This is a genomic window from Hymenobacter defluvii, assembly GCF_017589435.1.
GTDB lineage: Bacteria > Bacteroidota > Bacteroidia > Cytophagales > Hymenobacteraceae > Hymenobacter > Hymenobacter profundi.
Map to the genome: position 1 here is coordinate 637,239 of NZ_JAGETX010000001.1, position 21,261 is coordinate 658,499.

Annotated in this window: 15 protein-coding genes; 8 read left to right on the top strand and 7 right to left on the bottom strand. The window is 57.6% G+C overall.

The features are described 5' to 3' along the window. Nucleotides 1-51 precede the first annotated feature (51 nt). The 7 genes from J4D97_RS02535 (at nucleotide 52) to acs (ending at nucleotide 9,594) form a co-directional block, all read left to right on the top strand. Nucleotides 52-474: an IS1/IS1595 family N-terminal zinc-binding domain-containing protein gene (locus J4D97_RS02535; RefSeq protein WP_185283485.1), complete on the top strand. Its 423-nt coding sequence runs from the start codon at nucleotides 52-54 to the stop codon at nucleotides 472-474. Between the two features lie 141 nt (nucleotides 475-615). Beyond that, a complete protein-coding gene (locus tag J4D97_RS02540; RefSeq protein WP_243900092.1) occupies nucleotides 616-2,127 on the top strand; it encodes a hypothetical protein in 1,512 nt (503 codons plus the stop codon). A gap of 314 nt (nucleotides 2,128-2,441) precedes the next feature. Continuing rightward, nucleotides 2,442-3,929: an MFS transporter gene (locus tag J4D97_RS02545; protein ID WP_185283486.1), complete on the top strand. Its 1,488-nt coding sequence runs from the start codon at nucleotides 2,442-2,444 to the stop codon at nucleotides 3,927-3,929. 133 nt (nucleotides 3,930-4,062) lie between these two features. Next, a complete protein-coding gene (locus tag J4D97_RS02550) occupies nucleotides 4,063-4,275 on the top strand; it encodes a hypothetical protein (protein ID WP_185283487.1) in 213 nt (70 codons plus the stop codon). Between the two features lie 94 nt (nucleotides 4,276-4,369). Further along, nucleotides 4,370-7,117: a sensor histidine kinase gene (locus tag J4D97_RS02555; RefSeq protein ID WP_208306232.1), complete on the top strand. Its 2,748-nt coding sequence runs from the start codon at nucleotides 4,370-4,372 to the stop codon at nucleotides 7,115-7,117. Between the two features lie 37 nt (nucleotides 7,118-7,154). After that, nucleotides 7,155-7,526 carry a response regulator transcription factor gene (locus J4D97_RS02560; protein WP_185283489.1) on the top strand — a complete coding sequence of 124 codons (372 nt, stop codon included), beginning with the start codon at nucleotides 7,155-7,157 and terminating at the stop codon, nucleotides 7,524-7,526. Between the two features lie 151 nt (nucleotides 7,527-7,677). Beyond that, a complete protein-coding gene (acs, locus tag J4D97_RS02565) occupies nucleotides 7,678-9,594 on the top strand; it encodes an acetate--CoA ligase (RefSeq protein ID WP_208306233.1) in 1,917 nt (638 codons plus the stop codon). A 225-nt stretch (nucleotides 9,595-9,819) separates the two neighbouring features. Here the strand turns inward: acs and J4D97_RS02570 are convergent, their stop codons facing one another. The 3 genes from J4D97_RS02570 to J4D97_RS02580 form a co-directional block, all read right to left on the bottom strand. Beyond that, nucleotides 9,820-10,344, bottom strand: a complete 525-nt coding sequence (locus J4D97_RS02570) for a hypothetical protein (protein WP_185283491.1) — start codon at nucleotides 10,342-10,344, stop codon at nucleotides 9,820-9,822. Nucleotides 10,345-10,355: 11 nt separating this feature from the next. Then, nucleotides 10,356-11,510 (bottom strand): zinc-dependent alcohol dehydrogenase, encoded by a 1,155-nt coding sequence (locus tag J4D97_RS02575; RefSeq protein WP_208306234.1) that lies wholly within the window; start codon nucleotides 11,508-11,510, stop codon nucleotides 10,356-10,358. A 430-nt stretch (nucleotides 11,511-11,940) separates the two neighbouring features. Then, nucleotides 11,941-13,152 carry a fumarylacetoacetate hydrolase family protein gene (locus tag J4D97_RS02580; protein WP_208306235.1) on the bottom strand — a complete coding sequence of 404 codons (1,212 nt, stop codon included), beginning with the start codon at nucleotides 13,150-13,152 and terminating at the stop codon, nucleotides 11,941-11,943. A 447-nt stretch (nucleotides 13,153-13,599) separates the two neighbouring features. Between J4D97_RS02580 and J4D97_RS02585 the strand changes: the two genes are divergently transcribed. Next, on the top strand, nucleotides 13,600-14,628 hold the full coding sequence (locus tag J4D97_RS02585; RefSeq protein WP_208306236.1) for a patatin-like phospholipase family protein: 1,029 nt from the start codon (nucleotides 13,600-13,602) through the stop codon (nucleotides 14,626-14,628). A gap of 199 nt (nucleotides 14,629-14,827) precedes the next feature. On the opposite strand, the gene J4D97_RS02590 is transcribed toward J4D97_RS02585, so the two are convergent. From J4D97_RS02590 to J4D97_RS02605, 4 genes are all read right to left on the bottom strand, one after another. After that, the gene (locus J4D97_RS02590) at nucleotides 14,828-16,246 is read right to left on the bottom strand and encodes a glycoside hydrolase family 125 protein (protein WP_185283495.1); all 1,419 of its coding nucleotides are present in this window, start codon (nucleotides 16,244-16,246) and stop codon (nucleotides 14,828-14,830) included. 166 nt (nucleotides 16,247-16,412) lie between these two features. Then, nucleotides 16,413-18,701, bottom strand: coding sequence for a GH92 family glycosyl hydrolase (locus J4D97_RS02595; RefSeq protein ID WP_208306237.1), 2,289 nt, complete (start codon nucleotides 18,699-18,701; stop codon nucleotides 16,413-16,415). Between the two features lie 160 nt (nucleotides 18,702-18,861). Continuing rightward, nucleotides 18,862-19,581: a basic secretory protein-like protein gene (locus J4D97_RS02600; protein WP_208306238.1), complete on the bottom strand. Its 720-nt coding sequence runs from the start codon at nucleotides 19,579-19,581 to the stop codon at nucleotides 18,862-18,864. A gap of 212 nt (nucleotides 19,582-19,793) precedes the next feature. After that, complete coding sequence (locus J4D97_RS02605; RefSeq protein ID WP_185283498.1) at nucleotides 19,794-21,260, bottom strand: RagB/SusD family nutrient uptake outer membrane protein; 1,467 nt, start codon at nucleotides 21,258-21,260, stop codon at nucleotides 19,794-19,796. Nucleotide 21,261: the final 1 nt, after the last annotated feature.

Sequence of the window (21,261 nt, forward strand, 5' to 3'; positions counted from 1 at the left end):
AAATACTATATATTTACTAAATAGCTATAGCTTACCCTTTCAGCCCTTTCTATGTCAGCACCTGTTTGCCCCAAATGCAACTCTTCCGAAGCCACGAAAAGTGGTGTAATCGATGGCCGTCAGCGGTTTAAGTGCAAGCAGTGCGGCTACCACTACACGGTGGCTAAGGTAGGCAAGGAGATAAACTCCTACTACGTCATCAAGGCCTTGCAACTGTATATAGAAGGCGTGAGCTACCGCGAGATTGAGCGCCTGCTGGGCGTGAGCCACGTGAGCGTGATGAACTGGGTGAAGAAATACGGCGTGAAAGCCCCCCGTCAAACCGATTATCACCCGACCTATAAAATTCTCAATCAAAAGGAATTGGCCGAGTTTTTTCAGAACCCGGCTAATGTGCAGGGCGCGGGCCTGGTGGTTACGGAGCTGGGTGATAAGTACATGATGATTCGGTGGGAGCGGTTTAAGCAGGGGTAGAGCTATAGGGTTAGCAGAACGACAGCAACGCAGCGGATTCGATAGGAGGGTTTTGCTATTTAGTTGTGTCAGATCGATTTGCTGATGCAAGCCGGAGCATTCTGCTTGCTGCGCTACCCTCACTCACCCCATCCCACCTCTATGCGCCCCTCTCGCTACGCATTGCTTACCGGTGCTTTGCTGACTGCTGCCGCGGCCTCAGCTCAAGTGCAACCTCCTCCTGCTGGTGGTCAGGCCCCGCCGCCCGCCGCGCCTACCCCACCCCCCGCGCCTGCCGCGCCCGCCAAATCGGTGCCTTACGGTGCTGGCCTGAAGGTGAACCTCTCGCCCGATGGCTCCAAGTACATCCGCTTCCTGACTTGGCACCAGGTCTACACGCGCTACACCAAAAACAACGAAGGTACCATCCGTGCCCTGGGCAAACCGCAGAAAGGTCAGGTTGATTTCGGTCTGCGTCGCTCCCGCCTCGTCATTCTGGCCCAGCTTAACCCGCGCTTCGTGATTTACACGCACATGGGTATCAACAACCAGAATGCCGTGGGAGGGGGGCTAACTCCAACAACCGACGGAAAAAAGCCTCAGTTCTTCATTCACGAGGCTGTGACCGAGTACAAGGTGAATAAGTACCTGAGCCTAGGGGGTGGCCTACATTACCTCAACGGCATCTCGCGGATTACCAGCGCCAGCACAACCAGCATTCTGCCGATGGATCTGCCACTGACCAACTTCCCTACCATCGAGCAAACCGACCAGTTTGCCCGATGGCTAGGAGTATACGCCAAGGGCCGCGTTGGCAAGCTCGACTACCGCTTCTCGGTCAGTGACCCGTTCCTGACCAACCAAGCCAGCACCCCGCTGAACCTGGGTACCACTGTGAACAACGTGAATACCGGCACCGGCATTGCTACCTACAGCCCGCAGAACACCAAGCACGTGTACCAGGGCTATGTGAGTTACAACTTCCTGGAGCCAGAGGCCAACCTGTTGCCCTACTTCACGGGTACTTACCTCGGTACGAAGCGTGTGTTCAGCGTGGGTGCCGGCTTCCTCTATAATAAAGATGCCATGTATTCGCGGCCCACTTCCAGCGTGGTGACCGTAACCCCGGCCGTCTCAGCCAATCCGTTTGGGCTGGTAGGTACTGATAAGCACAGCCTGAAGATGTTCGGGGTTGATGCCTTCTATGACGTGCCCCTGGATACAGCTTCGCGTACGGCCCTGACCCTGTATGGTGTGTACTACAACTACAACATGGGCCCCAACCACGTCCGCTTCATTGGGCCTGAAAACCCCGGGTATGGCGCGGCACCCACCCGCGGCAACGCGGTGCCACAGTCGGGTACGGGCAATTCCTTCTACGGGCAGGTAGGCTACCTGCTGCCGCAAAAGCTGCTGGGACCCAAGGCTCGCCTGCAACCCTATGTGGCCTACCTGCACAGCGACTACGAAGGGCTACACTATGCCAATGGCGACACCAAAGCCGTGAATGTGTACGATGCCGGCGTGAACGTGCTGCTGGATGGCCACAACGCGAAAGTAACGCTCAACTACCGCGCCCGCCCTGACTTTGAAGGCTACATTCCCACCACGGGCAACTTCAACCGTCTCGACTACAAGCCAGAAATTACGCTGCAAACCCAGATTTTCCTGTAAGAGCAGGCTGTTTCCTGCCTGCTTAATCTGCCATATCGACCAGCCGGAGAAGTTTCGCTTGTAAATAATTCTCGCTGACTAGGAGTACTATCCGGTGTCAGCGCGTGAGATTTCTCCTGCTGGTCGAAAGAATGGTCTTGTGTAATCCGCTTTCCCCTCTGCGCTTACCGGCCGCGTAATCGGCCACCCGCTTACCGCTTATTCAAGCTGACGATCAACTATTTATAGTTGAAATGCGGCTTGAAACAGGAGCGCTACGGCCTGACCGCCGGGCCTCCGACGCTTTAATTTTCCACTAAAATTCCCCGTTTTCAATGGAACAAAGCATTAATCCCGGTTACGGAAAGGTGGCGGATGCGCCCCTCGAGCACGACAACAACCAAGTATCTACCAGCACCATCTGGCAGGTAATTACGGCCTCCTCGGTGGGGACGGTTATTGAGTGGTACGACTTCTACATTTTTGGCTCGCTGGCGGCCATTATCGGGCCGGTGCTGTTTGGGCACGCGGGTAAGATTGAGGATACGCTGCTGGGCGCTCTGGCCGTGTTTGGGGCGGGCTTCGTGGTGCGACCATTTGGGGCCATGTTCTTCGGCCGGCTGGGCGACATGATCGGGCGCAAGTACACCTTCTTGGTCACGCTGCTGATTATGGGCGGGGCTACCTTCGTTACCGGCCTCATCCCCAGCTACGATACCATTGGCGTAGCGGCTCCTGTGGTAGTTGTGATTCTGCGCTTGTTGCAGGGCCTGGCTCTGGGCGGCGAGTACGGCGGCGCTACCACCTACGTGGCCGAATACGCCCCCGACAAAAAGCGCGGCTACTACACCAGCTTCATCCAGATTACGGCCACTGGTGGCCTGATCCTGAGTATTTCGGTGCTCCTGATTACCCGCAAGATTGTAGGTGAAGACGCCTTTAAAGAATGGGGCTGGCGCATTCCGTTCCTGCTCTCAGGCTTCCTGGTCATTGCTTCGTACTACATCCGGCGCAAGCTGCATGAGTCTCCGCTGTTTGCTAAGGCCAAGGCTACTGGTACCACCAGCAAAAGCCCCCTGCGCGACTCCTTCATGAACCCCGTAAACCGCCGTTTAGTACTCATTGCGCTGTTTGGCGTGACCATGGGCCAGGGCGTGATTTTCTACACCAGCCAGTTTCAGGTGTTCACTTTCATGAACGCTACCCTCAAGCTGGATATCGTCGATTCGAGCATCATCATGGTGGTATCCATGCTGCTGGCCACGCCGCTGTTCGTGTATTTCGGGTCGCTTTCGGACCGCATCGGGCGCAAGCGCATCATCATGACGGGCATGATCTGCGGGGCCTTGTTCACCGCCCCGCTGTTCTACGGTGTGAAGGCCTTTGCCGGGCCGCTCACCGAAATTACGCCCGCCACCGTAGACGCCGCCGGTAAGGCCGTGCCTGCCGTGATGAAAGCCCTGACGCCCAACATCCCCGCCATGACAGCCCTGATTTTCTGCCTGGTGCTGTTCGTGACAATGGTGTACGGACCCATTGCCGCCTACCTCGTGGAACTGTTCCCCACCAAGGTGCGCTACACGTCCTTGTCGGTGCCCTACCACATTGGCAACGGTATCTTCGGAGGCTTTGTGCCGCTAGTGGCTACCTCCATTGGCGTGTGGGCCGCTACGCAACCCGAGGGCACGTTTGCCAAAGAGCACAGCAGTTTGCTGGGTCTGATCTACCCCATTACGGTGGCGCTGATTTGCTTTGTGGTGGGTATGATCTACATGAAAGACATACGCAACGTGCGTCTGATGGACGAGCGAGTGGCTGAGTAACAGAAGGACTAAGTGAAGTTGGTCTGGTACAAAAAGTCCGTCGGGCCGCTGGGTCGGCGGACTTTTTTGCGAGGCAAATAGGTAGAGATACAACATCTTGTGTCTCTACTCTCTAAACCGATTTTACCTACTTATGCCCGAATCAACTGAAGCCGCCGAGCAGCGACGGGGGCAGCGACTGCTGTTTGTGAGCGGCTTGTTTGCCGTGCTGCTCAACTTTCCCCTGCTAGCCGTCTTCGACCACGAGGGTAGGGTAGGGGGTATCCCGGTGCTCTACCTCTACCTGCTGTTGCTCTGGCTTAGCATCGTGCTACTCACGGGCTGGCTTGTTAGAAAGGTGGAGTAGTGACTGTGAACCATCTGTCATTCTGAGCTTGCGAAGGATGACAGATGAGCTCTGTTCACCACTCCATCACTCATAAACTCACAACCTCATCTCCTTGTCCAAACTCCTGCTCATTGGCTTTTCCTTTGGCTACCTGGCGTTGCTGTTCGGGGTGGCCTACGCAGCTGAGCGACGCTCGGCGGCGCGGCGGAGCTTGGTGAGCAACCCCTACGTGTACGCCCTGAGCATGGCCGTGTACTGCACCGCCTGGACGTACTACGGCTCGGTGGGTAGGGCGGCGCATTTTGGGTTGGAGTTTGTGGGTATCTACCTGGGGCCTACCCTGTTGGCGCCCGCGTGGTGGCTGGTGCTGCGTAAGATTATCCGCATCTGTCGCACCCAGCGCCTCACCTCCATTGCCGACTTCATCTCGGCGCGCTATGGCAAGAGTGCTGCCCTTGGGGCGCTGGCTACGGCGGTGTGCGTGCTGGGCGTGATTCCGTATATCTCCTTGCAGATTAAGGCAATAGCCACATCGTTTGAGGTGATGGCCGGTGGGGCCGATCTGGGCGGGCTAGACGATAACACGGCTTTAATTACCACTGGCGTATTGGCTTTCTTCACCATCATCTTCGGGGTGCGCTCGGTGGAAGCTACCGAGCGCCACGAGGGTATGGTGCTGGCCGTGGCCCTGGAAAGTCTGGTAAAGCTAGTGGCCTTTTTGGCGGCTGGCCTGCTGGCTACCTACGGCCTGTTCGATGGTTTTGCCGATGTGTTCGACCAGGCCGCGGCTGTGCCGGGGCTGCAAAAGCTCTTCACGCTGCACACCACTGGCATTGGTGGGGCGCAGTGGCTCACGCTACTGCTGCTGGGCATGGCGGCCGTGCTGCTGCTGCCGCGGCAGTTTCAGGTATCGGTGGTAGAGAACGTGAACGAGGACCACCTGCGCAAAGCCATGTGGCTGTTTCCGCTCTACCTCATCGTTATTAATCTGTTTGTGCTACCCATCGCCTTTGGCGGCGTGCTGCGCTACGGCACACAACTGGATGCCGACACCTTCGTGCTGGCCCTACCCTTGGGCGCCGGGCACCGCTGGCTGGCGCTGCTGGTGTACCTGGGCGGGCTGTCGGCGGCCAGCAGCATGATTATCGTGGAAACCATTGCCCTGAGCGTGATGATGAGCAATCACCTGCTGATGCCGCTGCTGGTGCGCGTGCCGGCCGCTAGGGGCGAGTCGGCTCGGTGGTTTGCTTATTTGGGGCAAGTAGCCCTGCAAAGCCGCCGGCTGGCGGTGGTGCTGGTGCTGCTGCTGGCCTATGGCTACTACGCCACGGTAGGGCATTTGCTGTCGTTGGTGAACATCGGGCTGGTGTCGTTTGCGGCGGTGGCGCAGTTTGTGCCGGTGGTGCTGGGTGGGTTGTACTGGAAAGGCGGCACCAGCCAAGGCGCCACGGCAGGCATTCTGGCGGGCTTTGCAGTGTGGTTTTTTACGCTGGTGATGCCTACTATGATTGCGCCCGGTTTGCTGTCGGCCTCCATCATGGATGACGGCCTTTTCGGGGTAGGGGCCCTGCGACCATTCGCACTGTTTGGTCTTACAGACTTAGATTATCTATCGCACGGCTTGTTCTGGAGCTGGTTTTTCAACGTGGGGCTGTACGTGGGCGTATCGGTGCTGGGGCGCGTGCCTACGGGATTGGAGTTACGTCAGGCTGAGGAGTTCGTGGATGCCTTCCGGCCACGCCCGGCCACTAGCGCCGAGTGGCGCGGCGCAGCCCCGGTGCTGTCGGTGCGGGCGTTGCTGCGCGGTTTTCTGGGGAAGAAGCGCACCGTGCAGGCGTTGCAGGCCTTCGCTACGCGCTTCCCCGACGCCCTACCCCCCGAGCCCATTGCCCCCGCCGACGCCGACCCGCGCCTCTTGGCCTACGCCGAGAAGCTGCTGGCCGGTAGCATCGGGCCGGCCTCGGCGCGCCTGCTGTTGTCTTCGGCCATTGGGGTAGAGGAGCTGCGTTTTGATAACGTAGTAGGGATTCTGCGCGAAAGCCAGCAACTGCTGGCTGCCAACCGCCAGTTGCGCCGCCAGTCGCAGGAGTTGCAGCGTCTCACCACCGATTTGCAAGCGGCCTACGAGCAGCTGCAAGCCCTAGACGAGCGCAAGGACGAGTTTCTCTATACCGTGACGCACGAACTGCGCACCCCACTCACCAGCATTCGGGCACTGTCGGAAATCCTGTCGGACAACCCCGATTTAGACGAGGAGGAACGCCTGCGTTTCCTGCACACCATCACCAAGGAATCGGAGCGGCTGAGCCGGCTGATTACGTTGGTACTCGATCTAGAAAAGTACGAGTCGGGCAAGGCTACCCTGCTTACGACCCCCGTAGGGGTAGGCGAACTGATAACCGAAGCCGCGGCCGCGGTAGAGCAGCTGGCGCAGGCCCGCCGCATTCAGCTCACCGTAGCCGTAGCGCCCGATTTGCCATACCTACCCGCCGACCGTGACCGGCTGATGCAAGTGCTCGTCAACCTACTATCTAACGCCGTGAAAGCCTGCCCGGCCGATGGCTCTGGCCGCATCTGGGTAGGGGCCGAAGCCATCGGCGGACAACTGCACGTGCGCGTCACCGACAACGGGAAGGGCATCGACCCAGCCTACCATCACCTGATTTTTGACAAGTTTTACCAGGCTCAGCACCAGACCATGCGCAAGCCCGAGGGCTCGGGGCTGGGCCTGGCCATCACCCGCAACATTGTGGAGCTGCACCAAGGGCGCATTTGGGTGGAAAGTGCGCCGGAGCAGGGCGCCAGCTTTTCCCTAACTCTGCCGCTGCACCCGCAACGACAGCCGCAGCCCACTGAATAAGTCCTAGTACCCGCCGCCCTCGAAAACCATTTTGGCTATGAAAGAAGCCCACATTTTACTCGTTGATGATGAACCGAACATCGTGATGTCGCTGGAATTTCTGATGCGCAAGAATGGCTACCAGGTCAGCATTGCCCGCAATGGCATGGAAGCCCTGGAGGCCGTAGACCGCACCCCCTTCGACCTGATTTTGCTGGACGTGATGATGCCCGACGTAGATGGCTACCAAGTATGCCAACACGTGAAAAACCACCCGCGCCATCACGAAACCAAGGTCATTTTCCTGTCGGCCAAGAGTCGGGAGGCCGATGTGCAGAAGGGTTACGCTGCCGGCGCTGACCTCTACGTGCCCAAGCCCTTCAGCACCCGCCAGCTCATGGAACAGGTGCGGGGGCTGCTGGCTGCGTAGGCTCTGCTCCCGTGTTTTGCGTAGTTTACGCTACACCCGCGCTGGTTTTTTAGGTAAAGACTGTCATGCTTCGGCAAGCTCAGTATGACAGTCTAGAACCACCCCACTCCCGATTGATAATTCATACTTTCTAATTCTTAATTCCTTCCCCATGCCCACCGACCATCCCCGCATCCGAACGACCGAAGAGTATCAGTATGCCTACCGCCGCAGCGTGGAAAACCCCGAGCAGTTCTGGGCCGATGTGGCCGAGCCCTTCACCTGGCGCCGCAAGTGGGACACTGTGCTGACGGCTGATCTGGTAGAAGGCCACAACAAGTGGTATGAAGGTGCCAAGCTCAACATCACCGAAAACTGCCTCGACCGCCACCTGAGCACGCGCGGCAATAAACTAGCCCTCATCTGGGAACCCAACGACCCCAAAATCCGCCAGATTCGCTATACCTACCGCGAGCTGCACCAGGAGGTGTGCCGCTTTGCCAATGTGCTGCACAACAATGGGGTAGAGAAGGGTGACCGAGTGTGCCTCTACATGCCCATGATTCCGCAGTTGGCCATTGCGGTGCTGGCGTGCGCCCGCATTGGGGCGGTGCATTCTGTCATCTTCGCCGGCTTCTCGGCCAATGCCATTGCCGACCGCGTGAACGACGCCCAAGCCACCGTAGTGATTACGGCCGATGGCCTGGAGCGCGGCGCCAAGCAAATTCCGGTGAAGCGCGTGGTAGATGAGGCCCTGGAGCACTGCCCCTCCGTGCGCGGTGTGATTGTGGTGGAGCATTTGGGCTGGCCCGTGCACATGAAGGATGGCCGCGACGTGTGGTACCACGACGAGGTGCAGGAGGTAGAAAAAACCTGCCCCGCCGAGGAAATGGACGCCGAGGACCCACTGTTTATTCTCTATACATCCGGCAGCACCGGCAAGCCCAAAGGCGTGGTGCACACCACCGCCGGCTACATGGTGTGGGCTGACTACACCTTCCGCAACGTGTTTCAGGTGGAGGAAAACGACGTGTACTGGTGCTCGGCCGATATTGGCTGGGTAACGGGCCACACCTATCTGCTCTACGGTCCGCTGCTATCGGGTGCTACTACCCTCATGTTTGAGGGTGTGCCTACCTACCCCAGCCCCGGCCGCTACTGGGAGGTGATTGACAAGCACGGTGTGAACGTGTTCTACACGTCGCCCACGGCCATCCGCTCGCTCATGGCCCACGACATCAACCACGTGCTGGCCTACTCCCTCGACTCGCTGCGGGTGCTGGGCTCGGTAGGAGAACCCATCAACGAGGAAGCCTGGCACTGGTACCACACCCACATCGGCAAGGGCCGCTGCCCCATTGTAGATACGTGGTGGCAGACCGAAACCGGCGGCATCATGATTTCGGCGCTGGCGAACATTACGCCCAGCGTGCCGGCCCGCGCCGGCCTACCCTTGCCGGGCGTGCAGCCTGTGTTGCTGAACCAGGAAGGACAGGAGATTGAGGGCAACGACGTGGAGGGCTACCTCGCCATCAAAGCGCCGTGGCCGGGCATCATCCGCACCACCTACGGCGACCATGAGCGGGCCAAGCAAACCTACTTCGGCGTGTATCCGGGCTACTACTTCACCGGCGACGGCGCCCGCCGTGAGGCCGACGGCCTCTACCGCATTCAGGGCCGCGTAGATGACGTGATTAACGTCTCGGGTCACCGCTTTGGCACGGCCGAAATCGAAAACGCCATCAACCAGAATAATACAGTAGTAGAATCGGCAGTGGTGGGCTACCCGCACGATGTGAAGGGCCAGGGCATCTACGCCTACGTGATCTGCCGCGACGGCGCCTGCGACGACGACATCAGCCGCAAGCACGTAGAGGCCAGCATCATCGAAACCATTGTGGCCGAAATTGGCCGCATTGCCAAGCCCGATAAGATTCAGTTTGTGGAGGGCCTACCCAAAACGCGCTCGGGCAAAATCATGCGTCGCATCCTGCGCAAAGTGGCTGAGGGCGACACCAGCAACCTCGGCGACATCACGACCCTCCTCGACCCTGAGATTGTGGAGAAGATTGTGGAAGGTAGGAAGTAGCCCGTAAGGCCGTCATGCTAAGCTTGTCGAAGCATCTCGCGTGCTGATGTTGAATACTATCTTTCATCAGCACGCGAGATGCTTCGACAAGCTTAGCATGTCCGCCTAGTGGCACTAATCAACCCCCTAAACAGCATGACTACCAAGGAAGCCGCCGCTGGGGTAAGGAAACACATTTTCCTACCCCAACGGCGGCTTCTTTGGCTGTCAGCCGGTAGTTGCGCGCTAGTTGCGCTTAGACTTTTTATCCTTCGAGTCAGCGCTCAACCATACAACCAAACCCGCCGTGACGGCGCCGATGGTGGCCATTTTGGTGAGGAAAGCCGTGCGGTTGTACTTCATCTCCACGTCGTATCCCTTCTCGGCCCAGATGTTGGGCAGCTTGCCGTGGAGCAGGTCCGACAACACGCCTTCTACCATGTCTACGCGGTCGGCCAGCACCAGGGGCAGCCAGCGCTTGTACTCGTTTTCGCTGTATTTATAGGTCTGGCGGCGAATTGCGCCACTAAGTCCCCTGGGCGGCCGGGGCGTGCCAAACACGGCCGATACGTTGGGCCGTTCCACCGACTTCAGCACCTCCACGTCAACGGGTTGCAAGTTGTCGGGGCGGTTGCCGGCTTGGGGGTCCTCACCGATGTTCATGCGATGGCGACGCATGGGGTAGGTAGGGTCGTTTTCGGGGTCGGCATCAATGCCCCATCCCTTAATCGTCTTCGGGTCGATGGGGGTATTCACTGCGTTATCTTTCATGGGAAGGCGAATTACTGGTTGGCGGAAGGGGGCATCAGCACCGTTTTCAGGCAGTTATCCAGCTTTTGGGAGAACATGCGGTAGCCGTCGGCTACTTCTTCCAGCGGCATGCGGTGCGTAATCAGCTCCTTGGGCTTCAATACGCCGTTTTGCACGTGGTCGATCAAACGCGGCAGCAGGCGCTTCACCGACGTTTGGTTGCCCCGGATGGTCAGGCCCTTGTTCATGGCGTTGCCAATCGGAATCAGGTTATCAGTAGGGCCGTACACGCCCACAATCGACACCACGCCACCTTTTTTCACCGAGTTGATAGCCCAGTGCAATGCCGTGGCCGAGCCAGCCTGCAACAGCAGCTTGCGGCCGGTAATGGTTTGCATAGTGTTACCGGCGGCCTCGGCGCCTACGGCATCAATTACGCAGTCAGCTCCCAGCCAGTCGGTTTGTTTCTTGATAAACAACGCTGGGTCGCCTATCTCCTGGAAGTTATAAGCCTCGCAGTACGAGTAGTTGCGGGCAAATTCGAGGCGGTAATCTTCTTTATCGATAATGATAACCCGACCCGCGCCAAATAGCCAAGCGCAGCGGGCGGCTACAATCCCAATGGGACCAGCCCCAAACACTACTACCGTGTCGCCGGTCTGGATGCCGGCCATTTCGGCACCTTGGTAGCCGGTAGGTATCACGTCGGTCAGCAGCACGGCATCATCCAGGTCCATGTCATCGGGAATGATGGTAGGGCCAAAGTTGGCGTAGGGCACGCGGGCGTACTCGGCCTGGCCGCCATCAAAACCGCCCGACGTGTGCGAGTAGCCATAGAAGGCTCCGATGGCCGAGGATTCGGTGTTCGACTCGTTGCAGTTGCCGTACATTTCCTGCCGGCAGAAGTGGCACTCGCCGCAGGCAATATTGAACGGCACAATCACCCGGTCGCCTACCTTCACTTTCGTGACGGCATCACCCACTTCTACTATTTCGCCCACAAACTCGTGGCCAAACGTGGAGCCCACGCGGGTGTCGGGAATGTTGCCGTTGTAGAGGTGCAAGTCGGAGCCGCATATGCACGTGCGCAATACGCGCACAATGGCATCCTGCGGGTGCTTGATTTCGGGTATGGGTTTTTGAACGGCACGGATCCGCTTAGGACCCCGGTATTCCATTGCTAACATAGGTGTTGGTTTTGGAGTAGAAAGAGTAGGAGTAGTATAGAAGCGGTCCTATAGCTACAGGCAGCAGGTACGCAAGCGCAATAGACTGCGGTGCTTACTAGTACCAGCTAGCGTACCTATAGGGTTGTAAAACTGCGGTTAATCGCGGGGTAAATGGGTGTTAATACGGATGCATCACTGTATGTGCTTGGGTGAAGTACGCAGTATCTTCAGCAGCGCGAACATTCCGTTCGACCTCTAGATTATAAAGAATAAGCTGAAACAGAAGCTGTCATCCTGAGCTTGCGAAGGACCTTACCACGTGCGGGTAAGTCGTTGGTACGGTACGCCTGTCGTCCGCACGTGGTAAGGTCCTTCGCAAGCTCAGGATGACAGCTTTTATACAAGTTTGTCAGTCCGGCAGTCCATCAACTCATCAGCATAGCATGACTTAACTCACTACGCCCGTTACCTCCCCAAATCCCAGGCGCACGCCCTCCTGCTCGCAGTAGCCGCAGAGCCGCACGTTGTCATCGGTCTCCAGAAAGATACGCATGGTGGTATCGTTGAGAACTAGGGGCTGCGTACCGTTGGCGGTGAGGTCGTACAGGCTGCCATCGGCCACGGTGCCGCTGGTGTATAGGTCGCCTGCTTGCAAAGGAGTGCCACTGCTGGTGAGGTAGGCAAGCTGCTGGCCGATGCTCCAGTACAGGCTGCGCGTGGTGGGAGTGGCAACCACTGTTTCGGGGCCGTCGGCGGGTTGCAAGGCTACTTCCAACTGCACGGCTACATGGTGCTGGCCATTCTGGCGCAAATGCGGCTCTGGCTCTGGCAGTTGCAGCGCCCCAGCTACCCGGAAAGGCTCCAAAGCATCCAGCAACACCACCCAGGGCGAGAGCGTGCTGCCAAAGCTACGGTCCAGCAGAGGGGCCGGCGCCGAGCCTCGGCATAAATCGTGGGCATACCAGCCCAGTACTAACGTCAGACCAAACAACGTTTCCTCCACTTGCTCTACGGATAGAGTCGTGCCCAGGTCGGTAGCTTGTCCGCCTACAAAACCCAGCTGGACCTCAAAGTCGAGGCACTGCACGGGGCCGCGCAGGGTGTCTTCGGCATCGAGCAGGTAGGTGCGCGTGGGTCGCCGCATGCGCGTGTCCGAAGCCACCAGGCTGCCTGCCGGTGCATAGCTGCCCGTGGGGGTAGGGCTGGTTTCATCGGTAGGGGTAGGTGTGTTGGAAGCCAGGCGGCTCGCGAAACGTACAAACTGCCGCGGCTTCACGGGGCACAACAGCTGCACGTCGGTTTGGCGCACCAGGCAGTCGCGCATCACCTCGGGGCTTTGCAGCACGGCATTGTCGTGGCGCAGCAGCTCGCTCACCCGTTCGCGCACGGCCCGCCAGGCGGGGCGACCTAGCCGGATAAACGCATTCAGCGACCGGCGCCGAAATACCTTTGGCTGTTGGCCCTGCAAGTCCAAGTCATCAAAGAAGCCCCACTGGCTCACGGCGTACAGATCGAGCACATAGCCGCCAATGGCCACGCCCACGCGGGCACCCCGCTCGTCGGTCTCGAAAATACCAAAGGGGAGGTTTTGAATCGGGAAGTCGCTGGTTGGCGGAATGTCAATCCAAGAGCGTAGGGTAGGGTCGTTTGCAGAAGCCATGCAGGAGAAAGAAAAGTCAGGAGTAGAAAAGCCAAGCTAGCGGCTCAGATTGTACGGATAAGTGCTGTTAGGCGCCGAGCTTAGTGGGATTTTGGTGTTATAGAAATCAATGGCAAAGAGTCATCTTGACTTTCCTGCTGGCCTTGCGGACGCACGTTTCTACTATGCGCCGATTCTCTCACGCACGCCGGTCGGGCAGCCTTGTCTGCTCAACGGGTTGTTGTTTCGCCTAGTTGGGAGAATTGCCGTTTGTAGAGAAGTGATAGGTAGTGCCTCCCCACGGCTGCTAGTAGCTGTCGAGTAATCTTTTAAAAAATGGTCATCTTAAGCCTGCGAAGTACCTCCTTATGTTGGAATGAGTCGTTGGTATGTCAGTTGTTCAACATAGTATAAGGTCCTTCGCAAGCTCAGGATGACATGGTGAACCGGACGTTTGGATAAGCGAGCATGAAAAAGATTCTTTCTATCGACGGTGGCGGCATTCGCGGTATTATTCCGGGACAGGTGCTGGTGGCGCTGGAGCAGAAGCTACAGCAGCGCAGCGGCAATGCCCAAGCCCGCCTCGCCGACTTTTTCGACTTCGTGGCCGGCACCAGCACGGGCGGGATTCTGACGTGTCTGTACCTGAGCCCGGCCGCTGAGGATCCGACCAAAGCCCGCTTCTCGGCCCAGCAGGCCGTAGACTTATACGTGGAAAACGGCAGCGCCATCTTCGAAGTGTCGCTGTGGCAGAAGGTGCGCTCGGGTAACAGCCTCACCGACGAGAAGTACGACGACGCAGAACTGCGGCGGGTGCTGGACCGGCACTTTGGCTCCCTGAAGCTGAGCCAACTGCTGCGCCCGTGCCTGATTCCGGCCTACGACATTACGGCCCGGCAAGAGTTTTTTTTCACCCAGCACGATGCCCGGCGGCACGGCCCCGCCTATGATTTTCTGCTCAAAGATGTGTGTCGGGCCACCGCCGCGGCGCCTACCTACTTCGAGGCGGCCCTGACACCAGCCCTGGACGGCAAAGCCTACCCGCTGATTGATGGGGGCGTGTTTGCCAACAATCCCGCCCTGTGCGCCTACGCCGAGGTACGCAACGCCGCCAGCAACCCCACCACCGAAGACATGCTGCTGGTGTCGTTGGGCACGGGGCAGGTCGATAAGCCCTACCCATACCATAAGGCTAAGGATTGGGGCAAGGTGGAATGGCCCAAGCCCCTGATTGACATTCTGATGTCGGGCGGCGCGGCCGTCACGGACTACCAAACCAAGCGCATCTTCTCCGCTGCTGGCAAAGGCAGTCAGTACTTTCGCCTGCAAACCACCGACCTGGGCGCCGCCAGCCCCGACCTCGACAACGCCTCCCCGGCTAACCTGCGGGCGCTGGTGCAGCTCGGCCGCGCCGCCGCCACCACCCACGACGCCGACCTAAATCGCATCGTGGACCTACTGCTTACCGCGGACCCCGACCCGTTGCGCTTCACATAAGTAGTAAGCCATTCGATTTTAGCTTACTAGTTTATTAACAGATAGTTGTAATATGAATAATGTGCGTTTGCCTATGCACAGCTGCTTAAATAGGTCCAAGCAACAAGAATGGGGCGAGTTCTGCTGAAGGAAAGCGTGCGAATAGCTCCCCTTCAACAGAACCCGCCCCAAACGGGCGTGCTACACTTCCTGCTGCTGGCTACGCCAACAGCTGCGGTTTCTCCTTATACGTCTTCCACAAAAACTCTCCAAAAATCGTGTTGGCCCAGGCAAACCACGAGCGGCTGAACTTAGCCGGGTTGTCCTTGTTGAAGGACTCGTGCATGAAGCCGGTATCCGCGTGGGTAGACTTCAACGTTTGAATGCACTGCTTGATTTCTGCGTCGCTGGTGCTGGTGAGGCCCTGCGTAACGAGGCCAATAGGCCAGATCATGTCCTGGCCCACGTGCGGGCCGCCAATGCCTGCACCGGCCGTGCCCTTGAAGTAGAAGGGGTTGTCCTCGGAGAGCAGCATCTTGCGGGTGCTCTGGTAGATAGGGTCCGATACGGGCATGGCGCCCAGGTAGGGTAGGGCAATCAGGCTGGGCACGTTGGCGTCGTCCATTAGCACTTGGCTACCAAAGCCATCTACCTCGTAGGCGTAGATTTTGCCGTATTTCGGGTGGTTGACGATGGCGTGCTGTTTCAGGGCAGCGTCTACCTCGTCGGCGAGGGCCGTAAGATCTTTGGCTGTTTTGGCGTCCTTGGCCAGCTTGGTCATCATCTCACTAGCCTGGCGCAAACTCACCACCGCAAAGAAGTTACTGGGCACCAAGAAAGAGTACAGCGTGGCATCGTCGCTGGGGCGGAACGCCGAGCAAATCAGGCCCACCGGCTTGATGGGGTAGCCGTAGCCCTTCATGGGCTGGGTATCGGTGGCGTTGGTCGTTTCGCGCTGGAAGGAATAGGGGCCGCGGTCGTCCTTGCGCTGCTGCTCCCGGAAGGTTTGCAGCACGGTTTTGATAGCCTTCTGCCACTGCGCGTCGAAGGGCTTGGTGTCGCCGGTGGTTTTCCAGTAGTGATAGCCCAAGCGGATGGGGTAGCACAGCGAGTCGATTTCCCATTTGCGCTCGTGCACGCCGGGCAGCATTTTGGTGTGGTCCGATTTCCACTCGCCTACCTTGTTGGGGTCGTCGTAGAAGGCGTTGGCGTAAGAGTCCTTCAGGATGTAGCTGGTCTGGCGGTTAATCACGCCGGCAATCAACTGGCGCAGCTCGGCATCTTTGCCCACTAGCTGGAGGTAGGGCCACACCTGGGCCGAGGAATCGCGCAGCCACATGGCGTCGATGTCGCCGGTGATGACGTAGGTATCGGGGCGGCCGTCGCGGGTGCCGTGGGTCACGGTGGTGTCCAGGGTGCTGGGGAAGCAGTTGTTGAACAGCCAACCCAGCTCCTCGTCCTTCACTTTCTTCTGAAACTCTGTAATGGCTGCCTCCACGGCTTTGCTGCGGAAACGGCGCTTATCAGCCGTAGGCCGCACCACCGGAAACTTGGGCGCGGTGCCAGCGAAAGAGTATTGGTTGAAGAAAACGCTAGTGGAGAGAAGGGAGAAGCCGTGAAGAAAATTTCTGCGATTCATGGAAAATGGTGGGTAGGGTAATTAGTGCAACGGTACCCCACCCCCTAGCCCCCTCCCCTCCGGGAGAGGGGGAACTAACTCTAGAAACTAGACTTCTAGGAATCTAATGATTAGTCCCCCCTCTCCCGGAGGGGAGGGGGCTAGGGGGTGGGATATTCGTCAGGCCTTACTTGTACTTCGACATAGAGAACGGCGCGGCGGCGTTGCTAGTGCCTCGGGTTTTGTTAGGCGTAGAAGTCATGTCAAAATCTAAGGTAGCGCCTTTCATCAGCTCCTCGTGGCTCAGCCAGTTTTTGTCATAGACTTTGCCATTCATGGTCAGCTGGTTCACGTAGCGGTTCTGGTCGGAGTTCTTGGGTGCATTCAGCACGATATCTTTGCCAGAGGGCAGGTGTAGGGTAGCCTTCGGGAAGAGTGGGGCGCCCAGCACGTACTGGTCGGTGCCAGGGCACACGGGGTAGAAACCCAGCGCCGTAAACACGTACCACGCCGACGTCTGGCCGTTGTCTTCGTCGCCGCAGTAACCGTCGGCGGTGGGTAGGTAGAGGCGGTTCATTACCTCGCGCAGCCAATACTGCGCTTTCCAAGGCTGACCAGCATAGTTATACAGGTAAATCATGTGCTGGATGGGCTGGTTGCCGTGGGCATAGTTGCCCATGCCCGCAATCTGCATCTCCCTGATTTCGTGGATGGTGCCGCCGTAATACGAGTCATCAAACACGGGAGGTAGGGCAAATACGGTATCCAGCGTAGCCACAAACTTCTGCTTGCCGCCCATCAAGTCCATCAGCCCCGCTACGTCATGAAACACCGACCAGGTGTAGTGCAAGCTATTACCCTCCGTGAAGGCATCTCCCCACTTAAAGGGGCTAAACGGCGTTTGGAACTTACCATTCTCATTCTTGCCGCGCATCAGCCCGCTTTCCTTGTCGAACAGGTTGCGGTAGTTCTGGCTACGCTTGGCGTACAGGTTGATTTCTTTCTTGGGCTTGCCCAACGCCTTGGCCAACTGATAGATGGTGAAGTCGTCGTAGGCGTACTCCAGCGTGCGGGCCGCGTTTTCGTTGATTTTCACATCATAGGGCACGTAGCCGAGCTTGTTGTAATACGCCACGCCCTTGCGGCCCACGGCATCCAGCGGACCTTCGTTGTTGGCGCCGTGCACCAACGCCTCATACAGCACGTTCATGTCCTGTCCGCGAATGCCTTTGAGGTAGGCGTCGGCTACCACAGAGGCCGAGTTGTTGCCCACCATCACGCTGCGCAAACCGGGGCTGGCCCACTCCGGCAGCCAACCACTTTCCTTGTAGTCGTTGGCCAAGCCCTGCTGCATCTCCGCATTTTGGTCGGGGTAGAGCAGGTTCAGGAAGGGGAACAAAGCCCGGAACGTGTCCCAGAAGCCCGTATCGGTATACATGTAGCCCGGCAACACCTCCCCGTTGAAGGGGCTGTAATGCATCACCTTGCCATTGGCATCCAGCTCGTAGAGCTTGCGTGGAAAAAGCAGGGCGCGGTATAGACAGGAATAGAACGTGCGTTTCTGGTCGGCAGTGCCACCTTCCACGTCAATACGGCCCAGGGTCTTGTTCCAGGCATCGCGGCCTTTCTGGCGCACGGCATCAAAGTTCTGGTCACCGATTTCTTTCAGGTTCAGCTCGGCCTGCTCGGGGCTGATAAACGACGAGGCCACGCGGGCCTGCACCTGCTCGCCCTTACGGGTTTTGAAGCCCACGGCCGCGCCGGCGTGGTTCACGGTGGCTTCCATCAGCCCCACGGCCAATTCCTTGTCTTTGAATACGGCCGTGCTGGTAAAGTCGTGGTCGAACTCAATAACGAAGTAGTTCTTGAAGTTCTTGGGCACGCCGCCGCTGTTGCGGGTGGTGTAGCCAATTATTTTGCGCTGCTGGGGGATGATTTTCACCATCGAGCCCTTGTCCAGCGCGTCAATCACTACGTAAGCGCTGTCGGTTTTGGGGAAGGTGAAGCGGAACCGGGCCGCCCGCTCGGTAGGCGCAATTTCGGTCGTTACATCGTGGTCGGCCAAATACACTTTGTAGTAGTTGGGCTCGGCTACCTCGGCCTTGTGCGAGTACCAGCTGGCACGCGCATCCTCATCAAACACCCGCTGGCCGGTGATGGGCATAATGGCAAACTGCCCGTAGTCGTTCATCCACGGCGAAGGCTGGTGCGTTTGCTTGAAGCCCCGAATTTTATCGGCCGAGTACTGGTAGGCCCAGCCATTACCCATTTTGCCGGTCTGCGGCATCCAGAAGTTCATGCCCCAGGGCAGCGCAATGGCCGGATAAGTATTGCCATTCGACAAGCTAGGCTTGGAATCGGTGCCGATAATGGGGTTCACCCACTGGGCGTAATCTTTCGTCGCCACCGGACCCTGCGCTAGGGTAGGGGCTGCGGTCAGCAGCATGGCAGAAAGAATAGGAAAGAGTTTAGGCATTCGGTTAGGGAAAGAGTAGGGTAACTGAAGGGTATATAAAGAACGTCCTTTTGACCAGCGGGAGAAATCTCGCGTGCTGACCCCGGAGAGTACTTACCGGGAGCACGCAAGATTTCTCCCGCTGGTCAAAAGGACGTTCTGTTTTTTTCATGGTAGCGGTTTACTTATAGGCCAGCTTCACGGCCGTAGGGTTGGCGGTGTAAGCGGCCCACAGTTCGTCCAGCGTTTTGCCGGTTTTTTGCTGCCACAGCTCCGGCGAGTAGGCGTGGGCGCGCAGCGCGGCATCCATCTCGTTCACAATTTTGGGGTAGCCGTTTTGCTCCAGCCACGCCAGAAAGCGAGCCGTGATGCGGTAGCTATTGGTGTAGCTCTGGCCTTCTTTATAATCAGGTAGAGCCCACTTGCCCTGCTGGTTGTTGATACCGAGCGCGTACCGAGTATAGTCGGCAATGCCTTCCGTGAGCCAGCCCAGCGAGCCGCTGGGGTAGCCCTGCACAATGTGCATCACCTCGTGCGTCACCACGTCAATGTCCTCCGGGTGGTCCTTCAGCCAGGTAGGGTTGTAGCGCACAATGCCATTGTGGGTAGCCGCCACCCCCTTGTATTCCGGATCCACGATGAAGGTGACTTTCTTCAAGGTACTAGGGTTGAACCGCTTGGCCTCCTTCGGATATACCGTGTAAAACGCATCAATCATGCGTTGCTTGGTAACGGAGTTCAGGGCTGGATCTTTGGAGATAAAGATCAGGGTATATCCCTTTTTCGTTAAGGAGTCCCGGGTGACGGCAGCTTGCTGGGGTAAGGGAGCAAGCGTTGGTAGTGCCGGCGAGGGGGGAGCCGTCAGCGAAGCGAGAAAAAAACTCAGCGAAAGTCCTGGCATGCAGATTGGTTAGTGGAACGGGTAGTGTAATAATGTAGAAGTATTCTCCAAATGGTTGCGTCAGAGGTGAATGAAAAGTGCTAGAAACCTTGGCTTCATATTAGCACAAGCACAAAAAAAGAACGTCAGGCCGGGTGGGGTAGCGAAGTGACAGAAATTCCCAGAACCACCACCCACACTTGCCGCGCACCCGGCCATGACGTTCTACTTACCTACCACCCAGGGTTCTGAGTGAGTTCCTTATTGTTGTTTATTTCAGTTGACGGAATGCCCCACAACAGGTATTTTTCCTGAAAGGCTGGTCCCACTTCGCCTTTAAAGCCGATGACGTTGACAAACGTGTTGTTCTTTACATCATAGGCTTTGCGGGTACGCTGAATGTCGAAATAGGCCTTGTTCTCGTACGCCAGTTCGTGGTAACGCTCCTTCCATACAGCTTGACGGAACGCGTCCTGGCTTAAGCCGCTCAACGCAGGTAGTTTAGCCCGTGCCCGAATTTTATTGATTTGTTCGTATGCTTTGGGGGTAGCGGCGCTAGCCTCGTTGATGGCCTCGGCGTAAATAAGCATCACCTCAGGCATACGGATCAGCGTCCAGTTTTCGTCGCAGTTGTAGTTCCGGTTCAAAGCGCTTTCCAAGTGGAAATACTTATAAAGTGCATGCCGGTTGAATTTGACAATGTTTGTCTTCTGTTGATTGGTGCTTCTATCAAACGCCCGATATTCAGAGAAGTAAAATTGTTGTTCCTGGGCCCGTAGGTCACCTGCTTCGTACGAGTTATAAAACTCCTCCGTCGGAATCAGGGATCCATACTCGTCGCCGTACGCCGAAATGCCCACGTTGTAGGGTACAATCAGGGGACTGATAGCGTTGGTGGCAATACCGTTGGCATATTGGGCCTGCAGAATAAATTCACCCTGATTTTTGTCCGTGTTGTTGTGTAGCGAGATGTAGTTGGCGAACAGCGGATAGCTGCCCGCATCAATTACCTCGGCGGCCTTATCAGCAGCCTTCTGGTAATTCTCCTTGATTTGCATGGGGAAGCCTGCCGTAGTCAAATACACATCAGCCAGTAGGGCCTTCACGGCCGACTGAGAGATGCGCCCGGTACGATCTACCACGGGTAGGCCGGCTGCTTCAGCTGTTTGTAGGTCGCTGATGATAAGATTATAGACGTCGGCCTTGGGGCTGCGGCTAGGGTAGAGGTTGGGGCCGGGGCCATTCACCGGCTCCGTCAGCAAAGGCACATCACCGTAGAGGCGCACCAGCAGGTTGTAGAGGTAGGCCCGGATAAAATAGGCTTGGCCCAGCAGTTGCGTTTTCTGCGTCTCATCCATGTCGATGGCCGGAATCCTAGTGATGGCTAGGTTAGCCGCGCCGATGCCATTGTAGGCGGTGTTCCAAACACTGGAGAAGGAGGGGTTAGCTGGGTCAATGCTCTGGTTAATGAATTGGTTGTTGTTGAAGCTCTGCCCCAGTGTAGTAGCGTGTAAAGCCATCAACTCCAGCGTCACCCAAATTCTTTCACCATAGCCCGTGTCGTTTTGCACAATACGCAGATTGTTGTAGAGGCCGTTCACAGCAGCTTGCGCTTGGCCGGCGGTGCTGTAGTAGTCGTCGGGACGAATTTGGGAACGACTATCAACACCCAAGAAATCATCACAACTAGTAACTGCCATG

Bases quoted from the DNA above. Each gene is read 5' to 3' on its own strand.
- J4D97_RS02535 (WP_185283485.1), top strand. From the start codon at position 52: ATGTCAGCACCTGTTTGCCCCAAATGCAACTCTTCCGAAGCCACGAAA.
- J4D97_RS02540 (WP_243900092.1), top strand. From the start codon at position 616: ATGCGCCCCTCTCGCTACGCATTGCTTACCGGTGCTTTGCTGACTGCT.
- J4D97_RS02545 (WP_185283486.1), top strand. From the start codon at position 2,442: ATGGAACAAAGCATTAATCCCGGTTACGGAAAGGTGGCGGATGCGCCC.
- J4D97_RS02550 (WP_185283487.1), top strand. From the start codon at position 4,063: ATGCCCGAATCAACTGAAGCCGCCGAGCAGCGACGGGGGCAGCGACTG.
- J4D97_RS02560 (WP_185283489.1), top strand. From the start codon at position 7,155: ATGAAAGAAGCCCACATTTTACTCGTTGATGATGAACCGAACATCGTG.
- acs (WP_208306233.1), top strand. From the start codon at position 7,678: ATGCCCACCGACCATCCCCGCATCCGAACGACCGAAGAGTATCAGTAT.
- J4D97_RS02570 (WP_185283491.1), bottom strand. From the start codon at position 10,344: ATGAAAGATAACGCAGTGAATACCCCCATCGACCCGAAGACGATTAAG.
- J4D97_RS02575 (WP_208306234.1), bottom strand. From the start codon at position 11,510: ATGTTAGCAATGGAATACCGGGGTCCTAAGCGGATCCGTGCCGTTCAA.
- J4D97_RS02580 (WP_208306235.1), bottom strand. From the start codon at position 13,152: ATGGCTTCTGCAAACGACCCTACCCTACGCTCTTGGATTGACATTCCG.
- J4D97_RS02585 (WP_208306236.1), top strand. From the start codon at position 13,600: ATGAAAAAGATTCTTTCTATCGACGGTGGCGGCATTCGCGGTATTATT.
- J4D97_RS02590 (WP_185283495.1), bottom strand. From the start codon at position 16,246: ATGAATCGCAGAAATTTTCTTCACGGCTTCTCCCTTCTCTCCACTAGC.
- J4D97_RS02595 (WP_208306237.1), bottom strand. From the start codon at position 18,701: ATGCCTAAACTCTTTCCTATTCTTTCTGCCATGCTGCTGACCGCAGCC.
- J4D97_RS02600 (WP_208306238.1), bottom strand. From the start codon at position 19,581: ATGCCAGGACTTTCGCTGAGTTTTTTTCTCGCTTCGCTGACGGCTCCC.
- J4D97_RS02605 (WP_185283498.1), bottom strand. From the start codon at position 21,260: ATGGCAGTTACTAGTTGTGATGATTTCTTGGGTGTTGATAGTCGTTCC.